The sequence below is a fragment of the Pseudomonas sp. NPDC087615 genome (assembly GCF_044743445.1).
Taxonomy (GTDB): Bacteria; Pseudomonadota; Gammaproteobacteria; order Pseudomonadales; family Pseudomonadaceae; genus Aquipseudomonas; species Aquipseudomonas baetica_A.
Genome location: NZ_JBIUWM010000064.1, coordinates 12,161 through 31,003, shown reverse-complemented (window position 1 = coordinate 31,003; position 18,843 = coordinate 12,161). Strand labels below are relative to the sequence as shown.

Annotated in this window: 21 protein-coding genes, 1 tRNA gene and 1 pseudogene; 8 read left to right on the top strand and 15 right to left on the bottom strand. The window is 55.6% G+C overall.

Annotated features, from left to right (window positions below; all coding sequences use genetic code 11):
• On the bottom strand, positions 1–345 hold a 345-nt coding region (gene infC / locus ACIOU6_RS24125; RefSeq protein WP_401139086.1), incomplete at its 3' end, for a translation initiation factor IF-3.
• 17 nt (positions 346–362) lie between these two features.
• A complete protein-coding gene (thrS, locus tag ACIOU6_RS24120) occupies positions 363–2,285 on the bottom strand; it encodes a threonine--tRNA ligase (RefSeq protein WP_221733336.1) in 1,923 nt (640 codons plus the stop codon).
• A gap of 371 nt (positions 2,286–2,656) precedes the next feature.
• Here thrS and ACIOU6_RS24115 point away from each other — a divergent pair, with 371 nt between their 5' ends.
• Together ACIOU6_RS24115 and ACIOU6_RS24110 are read left to right on the top strand one after the other, a co-directional pair.
• Entirely contained in the window at positions 2,657–2,959 is a 303-nt protein-coding gene (locus tag ACIOU6_RS24115) for a hypothetical protein (protein ID WP_221733335.1), read from the top strand.
• 291 nt (positions 2,960–3,250) lie between these two features.
• Positions 3,251–3,463: pseudogene (locus tag ACIOU6_RS24110) on the top strand (cold-shock protein).
• A 72-nt stretch (positions 3,464–3,535) separates the two neighbouring features.
• Here the strand turns inward: ACIOU6_RS24110 and ACIOU6_RS24105 are convergent.
• A complete protein-coding gene (locus tag ACIOU6_RS24105) occupies positions 3,536–3,853 on the bottom strand; it encodes an I78 family peptidase inhibitor (protein WP_221733334.1) in 318 nt (105 codons plus the stop codon).
• 167 nt (positions 3,854–4,020) lie between these two features.
• Positions 4,021–4,326, bottom strand: a complete 306-nt coding sequence (locus ACIOU6_RS24100; protein WP_221733333.1) for a hypothetical protein — start codon at positions 4,324–4,326, stop codon at positions 4,021–4,023.
• A gap of 132 nt (positions 4,327–4,458) precedes the next feature.
• Between ACIOU6_RS24100 and ACIOU6_RS24095 the strand changes: the two genes are divergently transcribed.
• A complete protein-coding gene (locus ACIOU6_RS24095; RefSeq protein ID WP_221733332.1) occupies positions 4,459–4,671 on the top strand; it encodes a hypothetical protein in 213 nt (70 codons plus the stop codon).
• Positions 4,672–4,704: 33 nt separating this feature from the next.
• Here the strand turns inward: ACIOU6_RS24095 and ACIOU6_RS24090 are convergent, their stop codons facing one another.
• The 8 genes from ACIOU6_RS24090 to ACIOU6_RS24055 form a co-directional block, all read right to left on the bottom strand.
• Complete coding sequence (locus ACIOU6_RS24090) at positions 4,705–5,733, bottom strand: nucleoside hydrolase (RefSeq protein ID WP_221733331.1); 1,029 nt, start codon at positions 5,731–5,733, stop codon at positions 4,705–4,707.
• A gap of 31 nt (positions 5,734–5,764) precedes the next feature.
• Positions 5,765–6,169: a D-ribose pyranase gene (rbsD, locus tag ACIOU6_RS24085; protein ID WP_221733330.1), complete on the bottom strand. Its 405-nt coding sequence runs from the start codon at positions 6,167–6,169 to the stop codon at positions 5,765–5,767.
• The gene (gene rbsK / locus ACIOU6_RS24080; protein WP_401139085.1) at positions 6,166–7,083 is read right to left on the bottom strand and encodes a ribokinase; all 918 of its coding nucleotides are present in this window, start codon (positions 7,081–7,083) and stop codon (positions 6,166–6,168) included. Before rbsK ends, rbsD begins: the two co-directional genes overlap by 4 nt.
• A 24-nt stretch (positions 7,084–7,107) precedes the next feature.
• Positions 7,108–8,127, bottom strand: coding sequence for a LacI family DNA-binding transcriptional regulator (locus ACIOU6_RS24075; protein ID WP_221733328.1), 1,020 nt, complete (start codon positions 8,125–8,127; stop codon positions 7,108–7,110).
• 3 nt (positions 8,128–8,130) lie between these two features.
• Positions 8,131–9,108 carry an ABC transporter permease gene (locus ACIOU6_RS24070; protein ID WP_339433988.1) on the bottom strand — a complete coding sequence of 326 codons (978 nt, stop codon included), beginning with the start codon at positions 9,106–9,108 and terminating at the stop codon, positions 8,131–8,133.
• The gene (locus ACIOU6_RS24065; RefSeq protein WP_401139084.1) at positions 9,105–10,658 is read right to left on the bottom strand and encodes a sugar ABC transporter ATP-binding protein; all 1,554 of its coding nucleotides are present in this window, start codon (positions 10,656–10,658) and stop codon (positions 9,105–9,107) included. Before ACIOU6_RS24065 ends, ACIOU6_RS24070 begins: the two co-directional genes overlap by 4 nt.
• 56 nt (positions 10,659–10,714) lie before the next feature.
• A complete protein-coding gene (locus ACIOU6_RS24060; protein ID WP_221733325.1) occupies positions 10,715–11,671 on the bottom strand; it encodes a sugar ABC transporter substrate-binding protein in 957 nt (318 codons plus the stop codon).
• A 199-nt stretch (positions 11,672–11,870) separates the two neighbouring features.
• The gene (locus tag ACIOU6_RS24055) at positions 11,871–12,317 is read right to left on the bottom strand and encodes a hypothetical protein (protein ID WP_221733324.1); all 447 of its coding nucleotides are present in this window, start codon (positions 12,315–12,317) and stop codon (positions 11,871–11,873) included.
• Between the two features lie 349 nt (positions 12,318–12,666).
• On the opposite strand from ACIOU6_RS24055, the gene ACIOU6_RS24050 reads away from it, so the two are divergent.
• The 3 genes from ACIOU6_RS24050 to ACIOU6_RS24040 all read left to right on the top strand — a co-directional run bounded on the left by ACIOU6_RS24050 (position 12,667) and on the right by ACIOU6_RS24040 (position 14,917).
• Positions 12,667–13,755, top strand: coding sequence for an asparaginase (locus tag ACIOU6_RS24050; RefSeq protein WP_221733323.1), 1,089 nt, complete (start codon positions 12,667–12,669; stop codon positions 13,753–13,755).
• Positions 13,756–13,932: 177 nt separating this feature from the next.
• Complete coding sequence (locus ACIOU6_RS24045) at positions 13,933–14,223, top strand: DUF1654 domain-containing protein (protein ID WP_401139083.1); 291 nt, start codon at positions 13,933–13,935, stop codon at positions 14,221–14,223.
• Positions 14,224–14,227: 4 nt separating this feature from the next.
• Positions 14,228–14,917: an endonuclease gene (locus ACIOU6_RS24040; protein WP_221733321.1), complete on the top strand. Its 690-nt coding sequence runs from the start codon at positions 14,228–14,230 to the stop codon at positions 14,915–14,917.
• A 238-nt stretch (positions 14,918–15,155) separates the two neighbouring features.
• On the opposite strand, the gene ACIOU6_RS24035 is transcribed toward ACIOU6_RS24040, so the two are convergent.
• Positions 15,156–15,524: an SPOR domain-containing protein gene (locus tag ACIOU6_RS24035; protein WP_401139082.1), complete on the bottom strand. Its 369-nt coding sequence runs from the start codon at positions 15,522–15,524 to the stop codon at positions 15,156–15,158.
• A 250-nt stretch (positions 15,525–15,774) separates the two neighbouring features.
• Between ACIOU6_RS24035 and csrA the strand changes: the two genes are divergently transcribed.
• A complete protein-coding gene (csrA, locus tag ACIOU6_RS24030) occupies positions 15,775–15,969 on the top strand; it encodes a carbon storage regulator CsrA (RefSeq protein WP_003179932.1) in 195 nt (64 codons plus the stop codon).
• A 226-nt stretch (positions 15,970–16,195) separates the two neighbouring features.
• On the opposite strand, the gene ACIOU6_RS24025 is transcribed toward csrA, so the two are convergent.
• A complete protein-coding gene (locus tag ACIOU6_RS24025; RefSeq protein ID WP_401139081.1) occupies positions 16,196–16,651 on the bottom strand; it encodes a DUF2214 family protein in 456 nt (151 codons plus the stop codon).
• A 546-nt stretch (positions 16,652–17,197) separates the two neighbouring features.
• Positions 17,198–17,274: transfer RNA gene (locus ACIOU6_RS24020), tRNA-Val, on the bottom strand.
• A gap of 183 nt (positions 17,275–17,457) precedes the next feature.
• Here ACIOU6_RS24020 and ACIOU6_RS24015 point away from each other — a divergent pair.
• Positions 17,458–18,741 carry an FAD-binding oxidoreductase gene (locus ACIOU6_RS24015; RefSeq protein ID WP_221733318.1) on the top strand — a complete coding sequence of 428 codons (1,284 nt, stop codon included), beginning with the start codon at positions 17,458–17,460 and terminating at the stop codon, positions 18,739–18,741.
• The last annotated feature ends 102 nt before the right edge of the window (positions 18,742–18,843 follow it).

Genomic DNA, 18,843 nt, shown 5'->3' with positions numbered 1-18,843 from the left:
CCCACAAAAAAAACAAAAAACCACTAGACCTGCTCCCCCCCCAAAAAAAACCCTCAAAACTCCAATAAAAAAAAAAAACAATTGTTTCTTATATGTGCCCCCCCCGCCAACCTGCTTCTTCTTTTCGAAGATCGATTTGCCGTAGTCCATCAGTTTGCAAACAGGGGGTGCTGCATCGGCGGAAATTTCCACCAAATCCAGTTTGGCCTCTTCAGCCTTAAGAAGCGCGTCTTCAATTGACACAATCCCAAGCTGTTCACCTTCAGCCCCAATTAACCGAACCTCGCGTGCCGAGATATTCTCGTTGATCGGGGCTTTCGGTGCAGCTCGTTTATCTTGTCTCATTTCACGCTTAATAGTAATTACTCCGAATCTGGGCGACCACGCCGGGAAACCGCTTGCGCGAGAAACTCAGCGAACTGGGCGACGGGCATCGAGCCCAGGTCAGCACCTTCACGAGTACGCACAGCGACAGTCTGCATCTCGACTTCCTTATCTCCGATAACCAAAAGATAGGGAACCTTGAGCAAAGTATGCTCACGGATTTTAAAGCCGATCTTTTCATTTCTCAAGTCGGACTTGGCACGAAATCCGCTTTCGTTGAGAGTTTTTTCAACTTCAGCAACAAAATCCGCCTGTTTATCAGTGATATTCATGATCACTGCCTGGGTTGGCGCCAGCCAAGCAGGGAACGCACCTTCATAGTGCTCGATCAAAATCCCGACGAAACGCTCAAAAGAACCAAGGATCGCGCGGTGCAACATGACCGGGTGCTTGCGGCTGTTGTCTTCGGAGACGTATTCGGCGCCGAGACGGACAGGCAGGTTGAAATCGAGCTGTAAGGTACCACACTGCCACACGCGACCGAGGCAATCTTTCAGCGAGAACTCGATCTTGGGACCATAGAACGCCCCCTCACCCGGCTGCAGATCGTACGGCAGGCCCGCAGAATCAAGGGCGGCAGCCAGCGCAGCTTCAGCGCGATCCCACAGTTCGTCGGAGCCCACGCGCTTTTCCGGACGAGTGGACAGTTTCATCTCAACATCGGTAAAGCCGAAGTCACGATAAACATCCATGGTCAGCTTGATGAACGCTGCGGATTCGGCCTGCATCTGCTCTTCAGTACAGAAGATGTGGGCATCGTCCTGAGTAAACCCACGCACACGCATAATGCCGTGTAGCGCACCCGACGGCTCGTTACGGTGGCAGGCACCGAACTCGGCCAGACGCATCGGCAGTTCACGGTAGCTCTTCAGGCCCTGATTGAACACCTGCACATGGCAGGGGCAATTCATCGGCTTGATAGCGTAGTCGCGGCTTTCCGACTGCGTAGTGAACATGTTGTCGGCGTAGTTGGCCCAATGCCCGGATTTCTCCCACAGGCTACGGTCAACCACTTGCGGCGTCTTGATCTCGAGATAGCCATTATCGCGCTGAACCTTGCGCATGTACTGCTCAAGTACTTGGTACAGAGTCCAGCCATTCGGGTGCCAGAACACCATGCCCGGCGCTTCTTCCTGGGTGTGGAACAGGCCCAAGCGCTTGCCGATCTTGCGATGATCGCGCTTTTCAGCTTCTTCGATACGCTGAATGTAAGCTGCCAGTTGCTTCTTGTCTGCCCAAGCGGTGCCATAAACGCGCTGCAATTGCTCGTTCTTGGCATCGCCGCGCCAGTAGGCACCGGACAGCTTGGTCAGCTTGAAGGACTTCAGGAAACGTGTATTAGGCACGTGCGGACCGCGGCACATGTCAACGTATTCTTCGTGGTAGTACAGGCCCATGGCCTGCTCGTTCGGCATGTCCTCGACAAGACGCAGCTTATAGTCTTCGCCGCGAGCCTTGAACACTTCGATCACTTCGGCACGCGGAGTGACCTTCTTGATGACGTCGTAATCTTTTTCGATCAGCTGCTGCATGCGCTGTTCGATAGCGGCCATGTCGTCCGGAGTAAAAGGACGCTCGAAGGCGATGTCGTAGTAGAAACCTTCATCAATGACTGGCCCGATCACCATTTTGGCAGTCGGGTACAACTGCTTGACCGCATGGCCAACCAGGTGGGCGCAAGAGTGGCGAATGATCTCCAGCCCCTCTTCATCCTTAGGCGTGATGATTTGCAGGGTCGCGTCGCTGCTGATGATATCGCTGGCGTCGACCAGTTGACCATTGACCTTACCGGCCAGAGTCGCCTTGGCCAGACCTGCACCAATAGATGCGGCAACTTCGGCTACCGAAACCGGATGATCGAATGAACGTTGACTGCCGTCGGGAAGAGTAATAGTTGGCATGGCGCCTCCTCTCCTAGTGGTGACCCCTACCAAAGGTCACGTGGGTTGGGATGAGCCAGTACAAGATCCGATCCAGGCCATTCAATGACGAACGCCTGCCTTACAGCGGCAGGAGCCTTGCGGCCAACCGGAAAACCGAACCAGAGTGACTGGGATTCAAATCAGGATATTCGCACGTTGACCGCTGCCGGGACTAAAGGTCATCCGGAGCCTGAGAACGCTTGAGCCAGGCATGCTAGCACAGATGAGCGGTCACTTATGCCTCTGTTTCATCAGAAGGCATATCGTCTGTATTTATGCCAGAGTGCTGAACTTGATAGGCCCTTCAGCCCTCAGATAAAAAGACATTGACCCACAAGGAGCATCCTCGCATGCGTCTGAATACCTTATTCGCTGTAGTCGCCCCCATTGTTTTGCTGCTGCCATTGAGTGCTCACGCTGACTGGCCGAAGGGCGAGCGTCAGAAGTACATGAAGCAGTGCACCGAGGCAGCCACCCCACAGATCGGCGCCGCTGCGGCCAAATCTCACTGTGCCTGTGGTGCTGATGCAATCAAGTCGTACCCGGCGAGCGACATTCAGGCACTAATGGACAACAAGGCGACCCCTGAACTGCAACAGAAAGCACTCGGCCTGATTGCCAAATGCAAAGCCAATACCCCGGCGAAAAAGTAAGTAAAAAAACGTTCCGACTCGGTTCAACACTGGCAAAAAAGGCTGAATCTGAGCCTTTTTAGACGTTTTTTTGCAGGTTTTACAGGTTTTTTTATTGTCTTTACTTTCCGCGAAAAGCCTTTTAAACCGGGGCTTTCAGCCGAAAAGGACACTAAAGAAATCACGACTTATTGGCAAACAGCACGTCCAGGGGGCTACCAAAGCGAACATTTCGACTATGATACCCGGGTGTGCCCAGTTGGCCTGAGCAGCACAGCACTACTGAAAATATATGTTTCTTGGAGATACACCATGTCTAATCGCCAAACCGGCACCGTTAAATGGTTCAACGATGAAAAAGGCTTCGGCTACATCACTCCTCAAGGTGGCGGTGACGACCTGTTATTACAATTCTATGCTATCGATTCCGAAGGTTTCTAAAGCGATAAAGAAGGCCAGACCGTTTCCTTCGTGGCTGAGAAAGGCCAAAAGGGTATGCAAGCTGCACAGGTTCGCCCAGAGTAATTTCTCGGCGCACTAAAAAAACCCCGTCCATGTGACGGGGTTTTTTATGCCTGTAACAAAAGCCGCTTGTAATCAGCCGCAGTTGACGCGAGTGATTACCAGGTTGCTGTCGGTGTTCAGGTTCAGCCGATCGGAGCGGTATTCCAGCGTAATCATGTCATTGGGTTTGAGGAAGCGCGCATTCTGCGCACCTGCCTTGGCGCGGGCCTGCTCCAGCAACTCTGGCGAAGCTTTCTTGCCAATGGCGAACTCCGCCGCTGTCGCTTCACATCGGCTGTGACCGGTTGCGGTCTCCACGGACTCCTTTGCCGACTCGCTGGAGGTTGTACTGCAACCGGCCAACAGGGCAACGGCCATAAGTGCACCCAGTGACGCGAACTTCAAAGACATGAAGCCTCCTTGTTTTCAAATAGTTAACTGAGATCGTGCGACCGCCAATCCAGCGTTTGGTTTCATGACAACAGCCATCACCCTGCCACACGACAGGAAAACGCCGAGTGTGCCTGAGCGACGCTCAGCCTGCTCATCAATCAATCGTGACTTAATATTAACGAAGCTCAGTAGACGTCGATGTAGTCATACGGCGGATTCGGCCAGTTGTCCTTGAGCGCATTGAAAATCTGCATCACCCACACCTCGTCGCTGGCCGCAATATTTCCCACATAACCCGAGCCCTTGGCCCAGGTTTCAAGTCGAAACAGCAGGCCGTCAATATCCTGCCCGCCAGTTACTCCCGAAGAGATGTAGGCAATACCGCCTTTGGTCACGCGCAACTGCGTGTGTTCATCATCGCTGGCCGATGCCAACAAATGGCGTACAGCGTCGAGCGTGAGGCCATCAGGAGTATTCAAATCGATCTGCACAACACGATCCTTGGATAAGCCGGAAAAGACCAAGTGTCGCATAGCGCTGCGCTCATGCCTAAGTCGCAGTGCCAAACGCCCGACAAAATGGTTAACTCGACGCACAGACCTCCCGACTTTTCGAGCCTGATCATGACCAGTGTAAGCATCGACGCCGATATCAAAGCCAAATGGGCAGACGGACATAGCTCTTACAGTCCGGGAACCACCGAAGAGTTGGCGCTTATTGGTATCGATCTATTGATCAAGGAACTGGGAACGGAAGCAGCCCAGCAATTCATCAAGCAGATTTTCGAGCGCTACCCAACCGAACAGGTCAAGCATGAAAACGCCGAGAGGGAATAGAAACCCGCAGGCTGGCACCTGCGGGCCAATCATTTACTTCAGGCGCTTCAGGCGCTCGGTCAGCAGATCGAAGAAACCCTGAGCATCGCCATTTTCGACCCAGAACGCGTTCTTCGGTGCCTTGAGGCCGTCATACCAGTCGACAATGGTCTGACCGAAAGTCGGCCCTTCACGGCTATCGACCACAACATTCACCGAACGACCGGTGAACAGTTCCGGTTTGAGCAGATAAGCCACGACAGTGGCGTCATGCACCGGGCCGCCCGGAATGCCGTAGTGTTCCATATCCCCTTTGATGTACTCGTTGAGGATGTCACCAACAATTTTGCTCGCATTATTGTTGAGCGCAGCAATCTGCTTCAGGCGCGCGTCACTGGTGAGAATCTTGTGGGTAACGTCCAGTGGCAGATAGGTCAGTTTCACGCCGCTTTTGAGCACAACTTCAGCCGCTTGCGGATCCGCAAACAGATTGAATTCAGCCACAGGGGTGATGTTGCCACCATTGAAGTGCGCACCGCCCATCACCACCACTTCCTTGATGCCCTGAACAATTTCGGGCTCTTGGATCAGCGCCAGCGCGAGGTTGGTCTGCGGGCCGAGCATGGCGATAGTGATGCTGTGTGGCTTGGCTTTTTTCAGGGTGTCGATCAGGTAGTTGACCGCATTACCTTCTGCCAGACCTTTTTTCGGTTCGTGCACGCTGACACCCGACAGGCCTTCCTTGCCATGGATGTTCTCGGCGTAGATCGGTGTGCGCATCAGTGGCTTCGGCGCACCGGCGTAAACCGGCACCTCCTCGCGCCCTGCCCACTCGCGAGCCAGACGCGCATTACGCGACGTTTTGTCGAGTCGCACATTGCCAGCCACGGTGGTCAACGCACGAATACTCAGTTCGTCCGGCGAAGCCAGAGCGAACAGCAACGCGACCACGTCGTCAGCGCCCGGATCGGTGTCGATGATCAGGTCGATTTTTTCCGCCGCCTGAGCGCCGGTTGCGGTTATCACGGACAAAAGCAGCAGACTCCGGATGAATTGATGCAGTTTCTGAGCATAGCGTTGCATGGCGCATTCCTTGTGCTTGTGAAAACGAAAATTAGAACGTTACTCCGGCGACCAGCACGATGTTGCAGTACGGCTGACATTCTCCCGTACGAACAATCGCCCGTGCCTGTCGGCTAAGTACTTTGAATTGCTCGTGACTGAGCAGATCGCGACGCCCCAGCGCGCCTTCTTCATTCAGCTCGTCCAGCGTGTTCAGCGCAGTCGGCTGCTTGTCGAAGATTTCCTTGGCCAGCGCATGGCTTTCCACCTGCATCTCACTGAGCACGACCTTCAAGGTGCTGACGAAATCCGGAACGCCGTGGGTCAGCGCCAGATCAATCAGTTCAACACCCGGCGGCACCGGCAGCCCGGCATCACCAATCACGACCATGTCGCCATGGCCCAGAGACGCGATCAGTCGTGACAGCGCGACGTTGAGTAGAGGAGTCTTTTTCATGCGGGTTTAAAGGCCTGTACGTCGGACATTGTTGGAATGGATGGCTGGGCGCCGGCCCGAGTGACCGACAATGCCGCAGCAATTTGCCCGTATCGAATCGCTTCGGCCTCGGACTTGCCATCAGCCAGCGCGGCGGCAAAACCACCGACGAAGGTGTCACCCGCCGCCGTGGTGTCGACAGCTTTCACTTTCGGCGCAGGGAAATGTTCGAAACCTTTACCGTTAGCGAATAACGACCCCTCGGCACCCAGGGTGATGATGACTTTGCCCGCCCCCATTGCCATCAAGTGACTTGCCGCATGTTCTGCGGTTTCCAGCGAGTCAACCGGCAAGCCACTCAACGCGGCAGCTTCGCTCTCATTGGGAATCAGGTAATCGATCGCCCCAAACCAGTCTGCCGGCAAAGGACGACTGGCCGGCGCTGGATTGAGAATAACGGTCTTGCCCAACGCTCGCGCACGCTTGAGCGCATGACCGACCGTCGCATCCGGGATCTCAAGCTGGCAGATGACAACGTCAGCCGCTTGCATTACAGCATCAAACCGATCGATCACCGCTGGCGTCATTGCGCCGTTGGCTCCAGCAACGATCACAATGGCGTTCTGACTGTTGTCATCGACTACGATCAACGCCACACCACTTGAATCCTCGACAACGCTCACCGCCTGACAATCGATCTGTTCGGCCAGCAAGGCGTCACGCAATTGCACGCCATAGTCGTCATTACCGACACAGCCAACCATTGCCACTTGTGCACCCAATCTCGCCGCAGCCACGGCCTGATTGGCGCCCTTGCCGCCGGACACGGTCTTGAAGGAATGTCCGATCAGCGTTTCACCGCCCCGGGGCAGCCGAGGCGCCCGGGTCACCAGATCCATGTTCAGGCTGCCTATTACCACTACATTTGCTGGCATACATCACTACTCGTCAATTCGGTTTCAGCGGTATTCGGTGAACACGCCGGACAACGGCGCAGTCGACTCGCGCAAAACAATACTCGGGGTCACGATCCGCTGATCAGTGCCCAGATTCGGGGTAGCAATCCTTCGCAGCAGCACCTCAGCCGCCATTTCGCCCAACTGCAGAATCGACTGGCCGACGGTGGTCAGCGCCGGGTACACGTAACGGCTCATCTGAATATCGTCGAAGCCAATCACCGACAGTTCGGTCGGCACCCGCACGTTGCGTTCTGCCGCCGCGCGCAAAACACCGATACCGATCATGTCGTTACCGGCAAAAATGGCGCTCGGCGGATTGCGCTCAAGGAGGATCGCCGCAGCGTTGTAGCCGCCGGTGCTGGTGAAGTCACTTTCCAGCATGCGCGCCTCTTGCACCTCGATACCGGCCTCTTTCAACGCCCGGCAATATCCGGCACGACGCATCTGCGCCACGCTAGTGCTCGCCGGGCCGCCGATGGTCGCGATGTCGCGGTGGCCCAATTCCAGCAGATGACGGGTAGCGAGGTAAGCGCCGTATTCATGATCGATACGCACCAGATCAGCGTTCACGCCATCCAGACCACGGTCGACGATGACCATTGGCGTTTTCACACCCGCCAGCCCCTGCGCCAAACCACTGTCACCGCCAGCCGAGGCAACGATCAAACCGTCAATGCGCTTTTCCAGCAGCACACGCAAATAGCTGCGTTGTTTTTCCGGATTGTCATCGGAATTGCACAGGATGACGCAGTAGCCGTTACGCTCGCAGTAATCTTCTATACCCCGTGCCAGTTCAGCAAAGTACGGGTTGAGACTGTTGGGCACCAACAAGCCAATGGTTGCAGTAGTCTTGGCCTTCAATGAGCGCGCCACTGCGCTGGGTACGTAGTCGAGGCTCTTGATTGCCGCCTCGACCTTGAGCCGAACCTCCTGACTGACCGGCCGGGTGTTATTCACCACATGCGACACGGTCGTGTAGGAAATCCCTGCAAGGGCAGCCACATCCTTGATCGTTGCCATGTCTCAGCCCCGTCGACTAGCGCGTTGACTGCGATAAGTATCGAGTACGACCGCGATGACGATTACCGCACCGGTAATGATGCGTTTGGTCGGCTCAGTTGCACCGATCTGTGCCAGCCCCGCCGCAAGTACGGAGATGATCAATACACCGAAGAAAGTGCTGATCACCGAACCACGCCCACCCATCAGACTGGTTCCGCCGATCACAACAGCAGCGATCACTTGCAGTTCAAGGCCGGAGCCGGCATTCGGATCAGCCGCCTCCAGGCGAGAAATCTGAAACAGCGCGGCGACACCGGCCAGCAGCCCCATGAGACTGAACACCAGGATCTTGTAAGGTTTCGGATTGATACCCGCCAGCCGCACAGCCTCTTCGTTGGTGCCGATGCCGATCAGATAGCGACCGAATACGGTGCGAGTCAAAACGGCCTGCGCAATGAAAATCACCAGCAAGGCGATGATGAATGACGGCGAGATACCGAAAGCGATCGGATTCGACAACCAGGAAAAAGCGTCACCAATATAGGCGGTGCGTGACCCGGTCATCTGATAGGCCAGCCCGCGAGCCATTTCCAGCACGCCAAGGGAAACAATGAACGACGGAATCCGCCACGCTACGGTAATCGAACCCGTGATCGTGCCAGCCAGCGCCGATACCGCCATCCCGAGCAACGCCGCTGGCAACACGCCCCAGCCCCAACCAAGAATGGCGACGCTGACCGTCGATGCCGCCAGCGCCAGCACCGAACCGACCGAGAGGTCGATGCCACCGATGATCAGCACAAAGGTCATGCCGACCGCCAGAACCATCAGATCGGGGATCTGGTTGGCCAGCGTGCTGAAAGTGTTATAGGACAGAAAGTGGCTGCTCAAGACCGAGAACAGCGCGACCATTGCCAGCAAAGCACCGGCCAGCCCCAGATAAGTGCCCAACCCATAAAAGTTGCCACTACGTTTGCCGGCAGAAGATGCTGTTTTCATGGGAGATCCCTAGGCGCGGCTTCGTTGAGCCGCGCATCACGTTTTTGGTAGCCGGCGAACGCGGCGGCAAGCAAATCATCCTGGGTCCAACTGTCGCGCTCGAAGGTCTCGATCAGACGCCCCGCCGACAGTACGCCGATCCGATCGCAGATCAGCATCAGCTCACGCAGGTCACTGGACACCACCACCAGCGCTTTGCCCTGACGAGTCAACTCACCGAGCAAGGCATAGATGTCGAACTTGGCGCCGACGTCGATACCCCGGGTTGGCTCATCGAACAGCAGCACCGAACAATCACGCTCCAGCCAGCGACCGATCACAACCTTTTGCTGGTTACCACCGGACAGTTCTGACACAAGCTGTGTGGGGCTCGAACTGCGAATACGCATGGCATCGATCTGGCGCTGCGCCAAAGAGATTTCAGCGCCATTGTTGACGAAACCACCACTGGAAATTTCCGGCATGTTGCCCAAGGCGATGTTGGCGCTGATCGACTGGCTAAGCAGCAAACCCTCGCCCTTGCGGTCTTCGGTGATCAGCGCGATACCATTACGCACTGCATCGACAGGCGAACGCACACTTACCACTTGCGCCGGCGAGCCGAGTGCAATCGTGCCGCTGTCGGCGACATCCGCCCCGAAAATCAAACGCAGCAATTCTGTACGCCCGGCGCCGATCAGCCCGGAAATCCCGAAGATCTCCCCGGCGCGCACTTCGAACGAAACGTCCTGTACCTTATCGGAGCGAGTCAACCCCTTGACCGTCAACGCCGGGGCGTCAATATTGCGCGGCCCCATGTCGATGTGCTCGCCCAGCTCACGACCGACCATCAACGTGACCAGTTGCTCGCTGTTGTAGTTGGCTATCGGCTCGACGCAGACCAGATTGCCGTCACGCAGCACGGCAATGCGCTGTGCCACTCTGGCCAGCTCTTCGAGGCGATGCGAGATGTAGATGATAGAGACGCCACGCGCCTGCAAACGGGTGATTTGCTCGAAGAGCATTTCGACTTCCCGCGCGGTGAGCATCGCGGTCGGTTCGTCAAGAATCAGCACATGGCAATCGCCAATCAGGTTGCGGGCGATTTCAACCATCTGCTGATGCCCGATGCCCAACTCGCCGACCAACGTGTCCGGGTCGATCGCATCAAGACCGACCTGAGCCATCGCCTCGATAGCCGCTTTACGCAGCTGTTTGCGACTGATCCAGCCACCGTTGCTCGGCAAATTGTCGAGAAACAGGTTCTCCGCCACTGACAGTGTCGGCAACAAATTGAGTTCTTGCATGACCATACGCACGCCGAGCTCTTCAGCCTGGGTACGACTGCCCGGACGATAGTCCTTGCCCTGGAATTGCATCTGGCCGGTGGTCGGCGTGACCAGTCCGCCAATAATCTTCGACAAGGTGCTTTTACCGGCGCCATTCTCGCCGGTCAGCGCCAGTACTTCACCGCGCATCAGCGTCAATTCGATGCCTGTGAGCACCGGTTGCGCATAGGTCTTACCGATACCGCTGACCGAGAGGACAGCGTTCGGGGCGGAAACTGACATAAAAACTCTCCATGCGCTCGCCCGGTCGGACGAGCGCCATTGTGTCGTCAGAGGATTTACTGGGTGACCAGTTCGACCGGCGTTTCAATCACACCATTGGCACCACTGTCGACTTTCTCGCCCTTGATGATTTTCAGCGCAGTTTCGATACCAAATACAGCTTGCTTGGCAGCGAACTGATCGGCAGTCGCCAGAATGCGACCATCCTTGAGCATGGGCTTGATGGCGTTGATATTGTCGTAACCAACCACCTGCACTTGCCCAGCTTTGCCGGCAGCACGCACGGCGGAAACAGCACCAACGGCCATGCTGTCGTTGCCTGCCAGCAACGCTTTGACATCCGGGTATTCGCTGAGAATCGAAGCGGCTACCTTGTTGCCCTTATCGATCTCCCAATCACCGGACTGCAGGGAAACCACCTTGATCTGCGCCGCGTCCATCGCATCCTTGAAGCCAGCGGTACGCTGCTGGGCGTTGGTCGTCGTGGACACGCCTTCAATGATGCCGACTTCGTCACCCGCCTTGAGCTGCTTGGCCAGGTACTCACCGACCAGACGCGCGCCTTTACGGTTATCCGGACCTACGAAGGGGACGCTGATGTTTTTGCTTTTGACGATTTGCGGATCGAGTTGGTTGTCGATGTTGATCACGGTAATACCGGCATCGACGGCTTTCTTGATCACCGGCACCATGGCCTTGGAGTCGGAAGGTGCGATGACCAGCGCATTGACCTTTGCAAGGATCATTTGCTCGACGATACGCGTCTGGCCCGCAGTGTCGGTTTCGTCCTTGATGCCGTTGGAGATCAGGTCGAAATCGGCGGAGTGTTCTTTCTGGTAGGCCTTGGCGCCGTCTTCCATGGTCAGGAAGAATTCGTTGGCCAGAGATTTCATGACCAGCGCGACTTTGGGTTTTTCAGGGGATTCGGCGAACGCCGAAGAGACAGGCAGTGCAGCGGCTGTGGCAGCCAGCATAGCGACAGCAAGAAGACGTCCAGCGAATGGCAGCTTCATGGGTTCACTCCGATCTTATGATTATTGTGAGCAACGCTTGCGCTGGCGTAAGCTACGTCGCCCCGACCGACTGATAACACATCGGGGAAGCCGCGCAAACGTTTGCGTAGATCGAACTATGCGAATCCCGCCGACATTTGTCAACAATCAGAAACCGTCATTTATTGCAGGGCAAAACTCGAGAGTCGCACTTTGATGCCTATGCCGTGGTGTTGACCAGGTTGCCACCAGAAGGATTTTTTTCCAGTTCTTTGACCAACGCGTTCGAAACCTCCGCCAGCGCGGCGTTGGTATCAGCGACCTGCCCCTGAATGGACATGACTGCCTGTGCCTTGGCCTCGGGAGTGGGATAGCTCGCAGCCTGTGCCGCCGCCAGTTGCTGTTGCTGCTCCTGCAATTGCTTCTGCAATTCCTGCATCCGCTTCAGTAGCATCTTGGCGGCGATGCTCAGGCTGTCGCTGCTATCAGCTTTGCTGTCTTCCTGAGCGGCACCACCGGTTCTGACCTGATTGCCATCACCCTCATCTTTGCCCAGCGCCTCGGTAGCAGCTTCCTCTGACGCCTCACTCAATGCATTGATCGTTGCTGCAGATTTGCCACCGATGGTGACAGCAGCAGGATTGGAAAAACCGACCGTGAGTGACATGTGAACTCCCTCGAATTTCGTTTCATTGAACACGCATCGGCCTATGCGCGGGTTTCTTTAGCACAAAACCCGAAACTGACAACCCGATCCATAAGACAGAAGCGGTAGTACTTTTCGGAGAGCCGAACGCGAAAGTTTCTTTTGTTCGGAAACCCGGATACAGGGTTCGCCACACTCCCTATTTCTTCGAAAAATACTGATGTAAATCAAAAGGTTAAACATTTTTCTAACGCAAGGTACGTCTGGTATAGATCCTGCTCCCTTCACCACACCCCGGGCATCCAGATCGGCCTGGGGCGCATCTAGATGAACCTGCATCAGCACCGTCTCACTACTAGAGAGAAAAATAATGAAATCTGCTTTCAACACTTTGGTTCCGGGCGCTTTGGCCCTCCTCCTGCTACTGCCGACCGCCCTTCAGGCAAAAGAAGTCGAAACCCAGACCAAACTTGCCAATGTCGTGGTTCTCGCCACGGGCGGCACCATCGCCGGCGCTGGCGCCAGTGCCGCCAATAGCGCGACGTATCAGGCCGCAAAAGTGGGCGTCGAGCAATTGATTGCTGGCATCCCTGAGTTGAACAAGCTCGCCAATGTGCGCGGCGAACAAGTCATGCAGATTGCCTCGGAGAGCATCACCAACGACAACCTGCTGCAACTGGGCCGTCGCGTCTCAGAACTGGCCGACAGCAAGGATGTCGACGGCATCGTCATCACCCACGGTACCGACACCCTGGAAGAGACCGCTTACTTCCTGAACCTGGTCGAGAAGACCGACAAACCGATCATCGTCGTAGGTTCCATGCGTCCGGGCACAGCGATGTCGGCGGACGGCATGCTCAACCTGTACAACGCCGTAGCTGTGGCCAGCAGCAAAGAAGCGCGTGGCAAAGGTGTACTGGTGACCATGAACGATGAAATCCAGTCTGGTCGCGACGTCAGCAAAATGATCAACATCAAGACCGAAGCGTTCAAAAGCGCCTGGGGCCCATTGGGCATGGTGGTCGAAGGCAAATCCTACTGGTTCCGTTTACCCGCCAAGCGCCACACCATGGATTCGGAATTCGACATCAAGAACATCAAGAGCCTTCCTGACGTAGAAATCGCCTATTCCTACGGCAACGTGAGTGATACCGCCTACAAGGCACTCGCCCAGTCTGGCGCCAAGGCCATCATCCATGCAGGCACCGGCAACGGCTCCGTGTCGTCCCGCGTAGTACCGACGCTTCAGGCTCTGCGCAAGGATGGCGTGCAAATCATCCGCTCGTCTCACGTCAACGCCGGTGGCTTCGTGCTGCGTAACGCTGAACAGCCTGACGACAAGTACGACTGGGTTGTCGCTCACGACCTGAATCCACAAAAAGCCCGCATCCTGGCGATGGTTGCACTGACCAAAACCAACGACAGCAAAGAACTGCAACGGATGTTCTGGGAATACTGACCGACCTTCGCCCGATCGACTCTCCGTCGGGCACTCTTCGTACCACTCGCCTGATTGGCGAGCGGTACGTCGCCTACACCCCACCTGCATTTTCCCTACAAAAAATTCGACAGGACTCACACCAAAATCGGAAAACCGCTGTCAGAGGATTTTCTTGAATTTTAAGCAGTTGCGAAAATGCCCACAGTTAAATACTGTATGCACGTACAGCTTAATAAGGATAACCTCGTGGCCACCTCTCTTGACGCTCCTGACACTTACGAACGCATGGGCGTGCGCGTTCAGAAAATCATCAATTCTCCCACCGCACAAAAAGCCAAGGCCGCATTGATCTTCCGCTTGCCGGACGAACCGATAGATCAGTGGGAGCGCTTGCTCGAGGAAATCGACGAGAACGATAACGTTACCCTCGCCTATCGAGATGATGGCGGCGTGCAGATTTTTTGGGTTGTGCCGAAGGAAGATTGATTCAATGATTGTCCGCTGTTTTGCTTTGCTGTTGCTGCTCATCGCCACGGGTGCCCAGGCTGGCGCACCTCGTACGTTCAATGAAGCCAAAAAGGTCGCCTGGAAGCTTTACGCACCGCAGTCCACTGAGTTTTATTGCGGCTGCAAATACACCGGCAACAAGGTCGATTTGAAAGCTTGCGGTTACGTACCACGCAAAAATGCCAAACGCGCTTCGCGCATCGAGTGGGAGCACATTGTGCCGGCCTGGCAGTTCGGGCATCAGCGCCAATGCTGGCAGAAAGGTGGACGCAAGAACTGCACACGCTACGACCCCAGCTACCAGAAGGCCGAAGCGGATCTTCATAACCTGGTACCGAGCATCGGTGAGGTCAACGGTGACCGCAGTAACTTCAGCTACGGATGGCTGCCGACGCAATCCGGGCAATACGGCTCATGCCTGACCCAGGTCGACTTCAAGGCCAAGAAGGTCATGCCCCGCCCTTCAATTCGCGGCATGATCGCACGCACCTATTTCTACATGAGCAAGCAGTACGGCTTGCGCCTATCTAAACAGGATCGGCAACTGTATGAGGCTTGGGACAAGACTTACCCGGTGCAGGACTGGGAGCGCCAGCGTAATCAGAGCGTGGCGTGTGTGATGGGGCGTGGCAATGAATTTGTCGGCCCCGTAAACATGAAAGCCTGCGGCTGATTGCAATGTAGAAAGGCCTCGAACGTTATGTTCGAAGCCTTTTTATTGATGGCTAACCGGCAGTCTTGCTGTGTCGCCAAGACCCCATCAAATTAACTCATCACCATTGAAGAGCCCAAGGCAACTCCGTCGTAAAACCCGTCAGTGCCGGCATCGACGATTTCCCCAAGGTTGTCCTCTTCCATGTCGACATCAACCAGCTCGGTCGCCCGCCAAGCAGCTCCGTCGAATCAATCGTTTAAGGCGTCAGAGGATGCTCAACCAACACTGACTCGACGTTCTGCTTTTTGGCCTTCACCAAAGCAGCATCCACCTGCACCTTTCGCGCCTCAGCCTCGGCCTGGGAGTTGAAAGGGCCAATCAGAATTCGCGTTTTGCCGCTACCGTCCTTGATGACCGTCGGAACGAACGCGTGCTCGATCAGCCAGCCACTCAAATCGCTGACGGCCTGAGGTGTTTCACCGCGCACCTCAAGATCCCACTGAGGGGCAGAGGACACCGCAGGCGCTGTTGCGACTGCCACTTTGGGCTTCTGTGTGTCCACACTTTTGCCTTCACCACATCCAGCCAATGCCAGTGCCACGACCATCCAGACCAATTTGCGCACAACGCCTTCCTCGAAAATCTCAAAGCGGCGATCTTAACATTCATAAATACTTCGCGAGCCCTGCAAAATGGGCACAAAACAACGAGATTGATGAATGCAGCCTCTGTATAGTTACGCCCTGGGAATTAATGCCGCATCTGCGCGTCAGAAAGATGCACCCAAACCGTGAGACTTCGCACTAATCTATACGTACCACCGACCTCTGCACTGTCTGAATCAGGTGCCCTACAAAGCAATCAAGGAGAAGACCATGCTGATACTCACCCGCAAAGTCGGTGAAAGCATAAACATTGGTGATGACATTACGATCACCATCCTCGGCGTTAGCGGCCAACAAGTCCGAATCGGCATCAACGCCCCGAAAAACGTTGCAGTGCACCGCGAAGAGATTTACCAGCGTATCCAGGCTGGCCTGACCGCCCCGGACAAGCCACAAACGCCCTGAGCCGCTTTCGCAGTCAGTAGCCAGTTCGTTTGCCCCGTGTAATGACTGGCTAAAGATTCACGCGCCGTACTGCTATCCGCTCCCCACTCGCTGGGCACGGCGCCTGACACATAACTCCTCACTCCAACTCCTTGTCGCCCCTATCCTCTGTTGCCGAGCGATACTACCTGCCATTCCCAAGGCTGGCTGTCGGACGTTTCCGATAGAGCGCAGAGAATTCGCCCGCCTAATACAACGTCACGCCACGCGCCATACCTGTGGCCGCCACCACCATCGGCACCAGCAACAACGCCTCGACATGACTGATTCGTGCGTACAGCTTTGCACGGCCAGTATCGAGCGCCGCACCTCGCACTAATGAGATCCGCCACTTGACCAACGTGATCATCGGCGAGAGCTCTATCAGCAAAATCAGCACAAACAGTGTCATTTTCAAATGGAAGAGCGGCTGATGCAGGTAGTAGTCAGTGCCCTTTTCATAGCCACCAAAGGCACGCATCCCGCCCGTCACCAGCAGAACCAAAGCAGAAATACCCCATAGATTGTCGGCGAGCAAAACGCGCCTGGCATCCCCTGAGCCTGCAACCAAGCGGCTAAACGCCGCTCCACGAGTCAGAACCGCCCAAAAACCCAACGCAAAAGCCAGTAAGTGAACAGCCGCTAGAAACCAGTGAACCAGCATCGCCAGACTCCCTCTGTAAAGAGATGGAAATCGCCAGTCAGTAGTAGTCGAAAAATAAAGGACATGCTCGCGCGACATCGCCGGTGACGTATCGAGCGACTAAAATACGGAGAAAGAGAGCACGAAAAGCCAAATTACAGGCAAAAAAAATCCCAAGCAGCTGATGGAAGCTTGGGATTTAAAAATGCATAAACCGTGGTGGTGAACGCGGCTCAAATGTTACTGAAACTACCACCCCGTCACAAGGTATTTTTGATAACTGGTTGGTTAAATAAAATCGTAAGCCCTTAAATATCCACATATTTTAGAAGGCCGCTGGCGACGAAAGGCGATCCATGCAGCAAATTTCAAACTCGACATCAAAAAAATGAGCCTGACCGGACGCCCGCTCTGCACACTCCCCCATATGCGCCCGAGAGGGATTAAAGCCCTCCTTGAGAGCGCCGAATTGGCGACTTAAGGCTGGGCTTTGCAAATCGAAGACAACAAAAAATGGCCCACCTTTCGGTGGGCCCTTCTAGACCGCCCAGCAGAGCGGATTTTGTTTGGTAGGCGCGATTGGACTCGAACCAACGACCCCCACCATGTCAAGGTGGTGCTCTAACCAACTGAGCTACGTGCCTGCTGTGAGGCGGCATTCTACGGAATTCCGAAGGGGTGTCAACACCTTTTTTTCACCTAACCCTATGAATATGCAAAATATTTAATTTGCGGCCAATGAAGAAGATTTTCCGGTGGCTGGCGGAGGTTTTTCAACTCCGGTAGGATCGGGGCACTCGTAAAATATATTAAACAGAGGCGGCAGAATGGCGAACACCCTTTACCCAGAGTCTTATTACGCTGCGTCGGCCAATGCCGTACCGCCACGTCCAGCCTTGCAGGATGATGTGGAGACGGATGTCTGTGTAATCGGCGCCGGGTATACCGGGCTGTCCTCGGCCCTGTTCCTTCTGGAGAACGGTTTTCGCGTGACAGTGCTGGAGGCCGCTAAAGTCGGCTTCGGTGCTTCAGGACGCAATGGCGGGCAAATCGTTAACAGCTATAGCCGCGACATTGATGTGATCGAGCGTACTGTTGGCCCGAAACAGGCGCAGTTGCTCGGCGAGATGGCCTTCGAAGGCGGCCGGATCATTCGCGAGCGCGTGGCCAGGTACAACATCCAGTGCGACCTGAAGGACGGCGGTGTATTCGCCGCCCTTACGGCCAAACAGATGGGGCATCTTGAATCGCAGAAGCGCCTGTGGGAGCGCTTCGGGCACTCACAACTCGAACTACTCGATCAACGCCGCATCCACGAAGTCGTCGCGTGTAATCAGTACATTGGCGGCATGCTCGACATGAGCGGCGGCCACATTCATCCATTGAACCTCGCGCTGGGCGAAGCGGCTGCCGTGGAATCCCTCGGTGGCGTCATCTATGAACAGTCGCCAGCCGTGCGCATCGAACGCGGCGCCAATCCGGTCGTGCATACGCCGCAAGGCAAGGTCAGGGCCAAGTTCATCATCGTTGCCGGCAATGCCTACCTCGGCAATCTGGTGCCGGAACTGGCAGCCAAATCGATGCCATGCGGCACGCAAGTGATCACCACCGAACCGCTGGGTGATGAACTGGCGAAAACGCTATTGCCGCAGGATTACTGCGTCGAAGACTGTAACTACCTGCTCGATTACTACCGCCTGACTGGCGACAAACGCCTGATTTTCGGCGGCGGCGTGGTTTACGGCGCGCGGGATCCGGCGAACATCGAAGCAATCATCCGCCCGAAAATGCTCAAGGCTTTCCCGCAGCTCAAGGACGTGAAAATCGACTACGCCTGGACCGGCAACTTCCTGCTGACGCTGTCGCGCTTGCCGCAAGTTGGACGCCTGGGCGACAACATCTATTACTCGCAAGGTTGCAGCGGCCATGGCGTGACTTACACGCATCTGGCAGGCAAGGTACTGGCCGAAGCACTGCGTGGTCAGGCCGAGCGTTTTGATGCGTTTGCCGACTTGCCGCACTACCCGTTCCCGGGCGGGCAAATGCTGCGTACGCCGTTTGCTGCGCTGGGTGCATGGTATTACGGGTTGCGCGATAAATTCGGGATGTAAACAACCCTCAAGTGGGAGCGGGCTTGCTCGCGAATGCGGTATGCCATTCAAGATTCAGTTGACTGACACGACGCCTTCGCGAGCAAGCTCGCTTCCATATTT

What these genes read in the sequence shown, in the direction of transcription:
- thrS (WP_221733336.1), bottom strand. Translation starts at nt 2,285, where the DNA reads ATGCCAACTATTACTCTTCCCGACGGCAGTCAACGTTCATTCGATCAT.
- ACIOU6_RS24115 (WP_221733335.1), top strand. Translation starts at nt 2,657, where the DNA reads ATGCGTCTGAATACCTTATTCGCTGTAGTCGCCCCCATTGTTTTGCTG.
- ACIOU6_RS24105 (WP_221733334.1), bottom strand. Translation starts at nt 3,853, where the DNA reads ATGTCTTTGAAGTTCGCGTCACTGGGTGCACTTATGGCCGTTGCCCTG.
- ACIOU6_RS24095 (WP_221733332.1), top strand. Translation starts at nt 4,459, where the DNA reads ATGACCAGTGTAAGCATCGACGCCGATATCAAAGCCAAATGGGCAGAC.
- ACIOU6_RS24090 (WP_221733331.1), bottom strand. Translation starts at nt 5,733, where the DNA reads ATGCAACGCTATGCTCAGAAACTGCATCAATTCATCCGGAGTCTGCTG.
- rbsD (WP_221733330.1), bottom strand. Translation starts at nt 6,169, where the DNA reads ATGAAAAAGACTCCTCTACTCAACGTCGCGCTGTCACGACTGATCGCG.
- rbsK (WP_401139085.1), bottom strand. Translation starts at nt 7,083, where the DNA reads ATGCCAGCAAATGTAGTGGTAATAGGCAGCCTGAACATGGATCTGGTG.
- ACIOU6_RS24075 (WP_221733328.1), bottom strand. Translation starts at nt 8,127, where the DNA reads ATGGCAACGATCAAGGATGTGGCTGCCCTTGCAGGGATTTCCTACACG.
- ACIOU6_RS24070 (WP_339433988.1), bottom strand. Translation starts at nt 9,108, where the DNA reads ATGAAAACAGCATCTTCTGCCGGCAAACGTAGTGGCAACTTTTATGGG.
- ACIOU6_RS24065 (WP_401139084.1), bottom strand. Translation starts at nt 10,658, where the DNA reads ATGTCAGTTTCCGCCCCGAACGCTGTCCTCTCGGTCAGCGGTATCGGT.
- ACIOU6_RS24060 (WP_221733325.1), bottom strand. Translation starts at nt 11,671, where the DNA reads ATGAAGCTGCCATTCGCTGGACGTCTTCTTGCTGTCGCTATGCTGGCT.
- ACIOU6_RS24055 (WP_221733324.1), bottom strand. Translation starts at nt 12,317, where the DNA reads ATGTCACTCACGGTCGGTTTTTCCAATCCTGCTGCTGTCACCATCGGT.
- ACIOU6_RS24050 (WP_221733323.1), top strand. Translation starts at nt 12,667, where the DNA reads ATGAAATCTGCTTTCAACACTTTGGTTCCGGGCGCTTTGGCCCTCCTC.
- ACIOU6_RS24045 (WP_401139083.1), top strand. Translation starts at nt 13,933, where the DNA reads ATGCCCACAGTTAAATACTGTATGCACGTACAGCTTAATAAGGATAAC.
- ACIOU6_RS24040 (WP_221733321.1), top strand. Translation starts at nt 14,228, where the DNA reads ATGATTGTCCGCTGTTTTGCTTTGCTGTTGCTGCTCATCGCCACGGGT.
- csrA (WP_003179932.1), top strand. Translation starts at nt 15,775, where the DNA reads ATGCTGATACTCACCCGCAAAGTCGGTGAAAGCATAAACATTGGTGAT.
- ACIOU6_RS24025 (WP_401139081.1), bottom strand. Translation starts at nt 16,651, where the DNA reads ATGCTGGTTCACTGGTTTCTAGCGGCTGTTCACTTACTGGCTTTTGCG.
- ACIOU6_RS24015 (WP_221733318.1), top strand. Translation starts at nt 17,458, where the DNA reads ATGGCGAACACCCTTTACCCAGAGTCTTATTACGCTGCGTCGGCCAAT.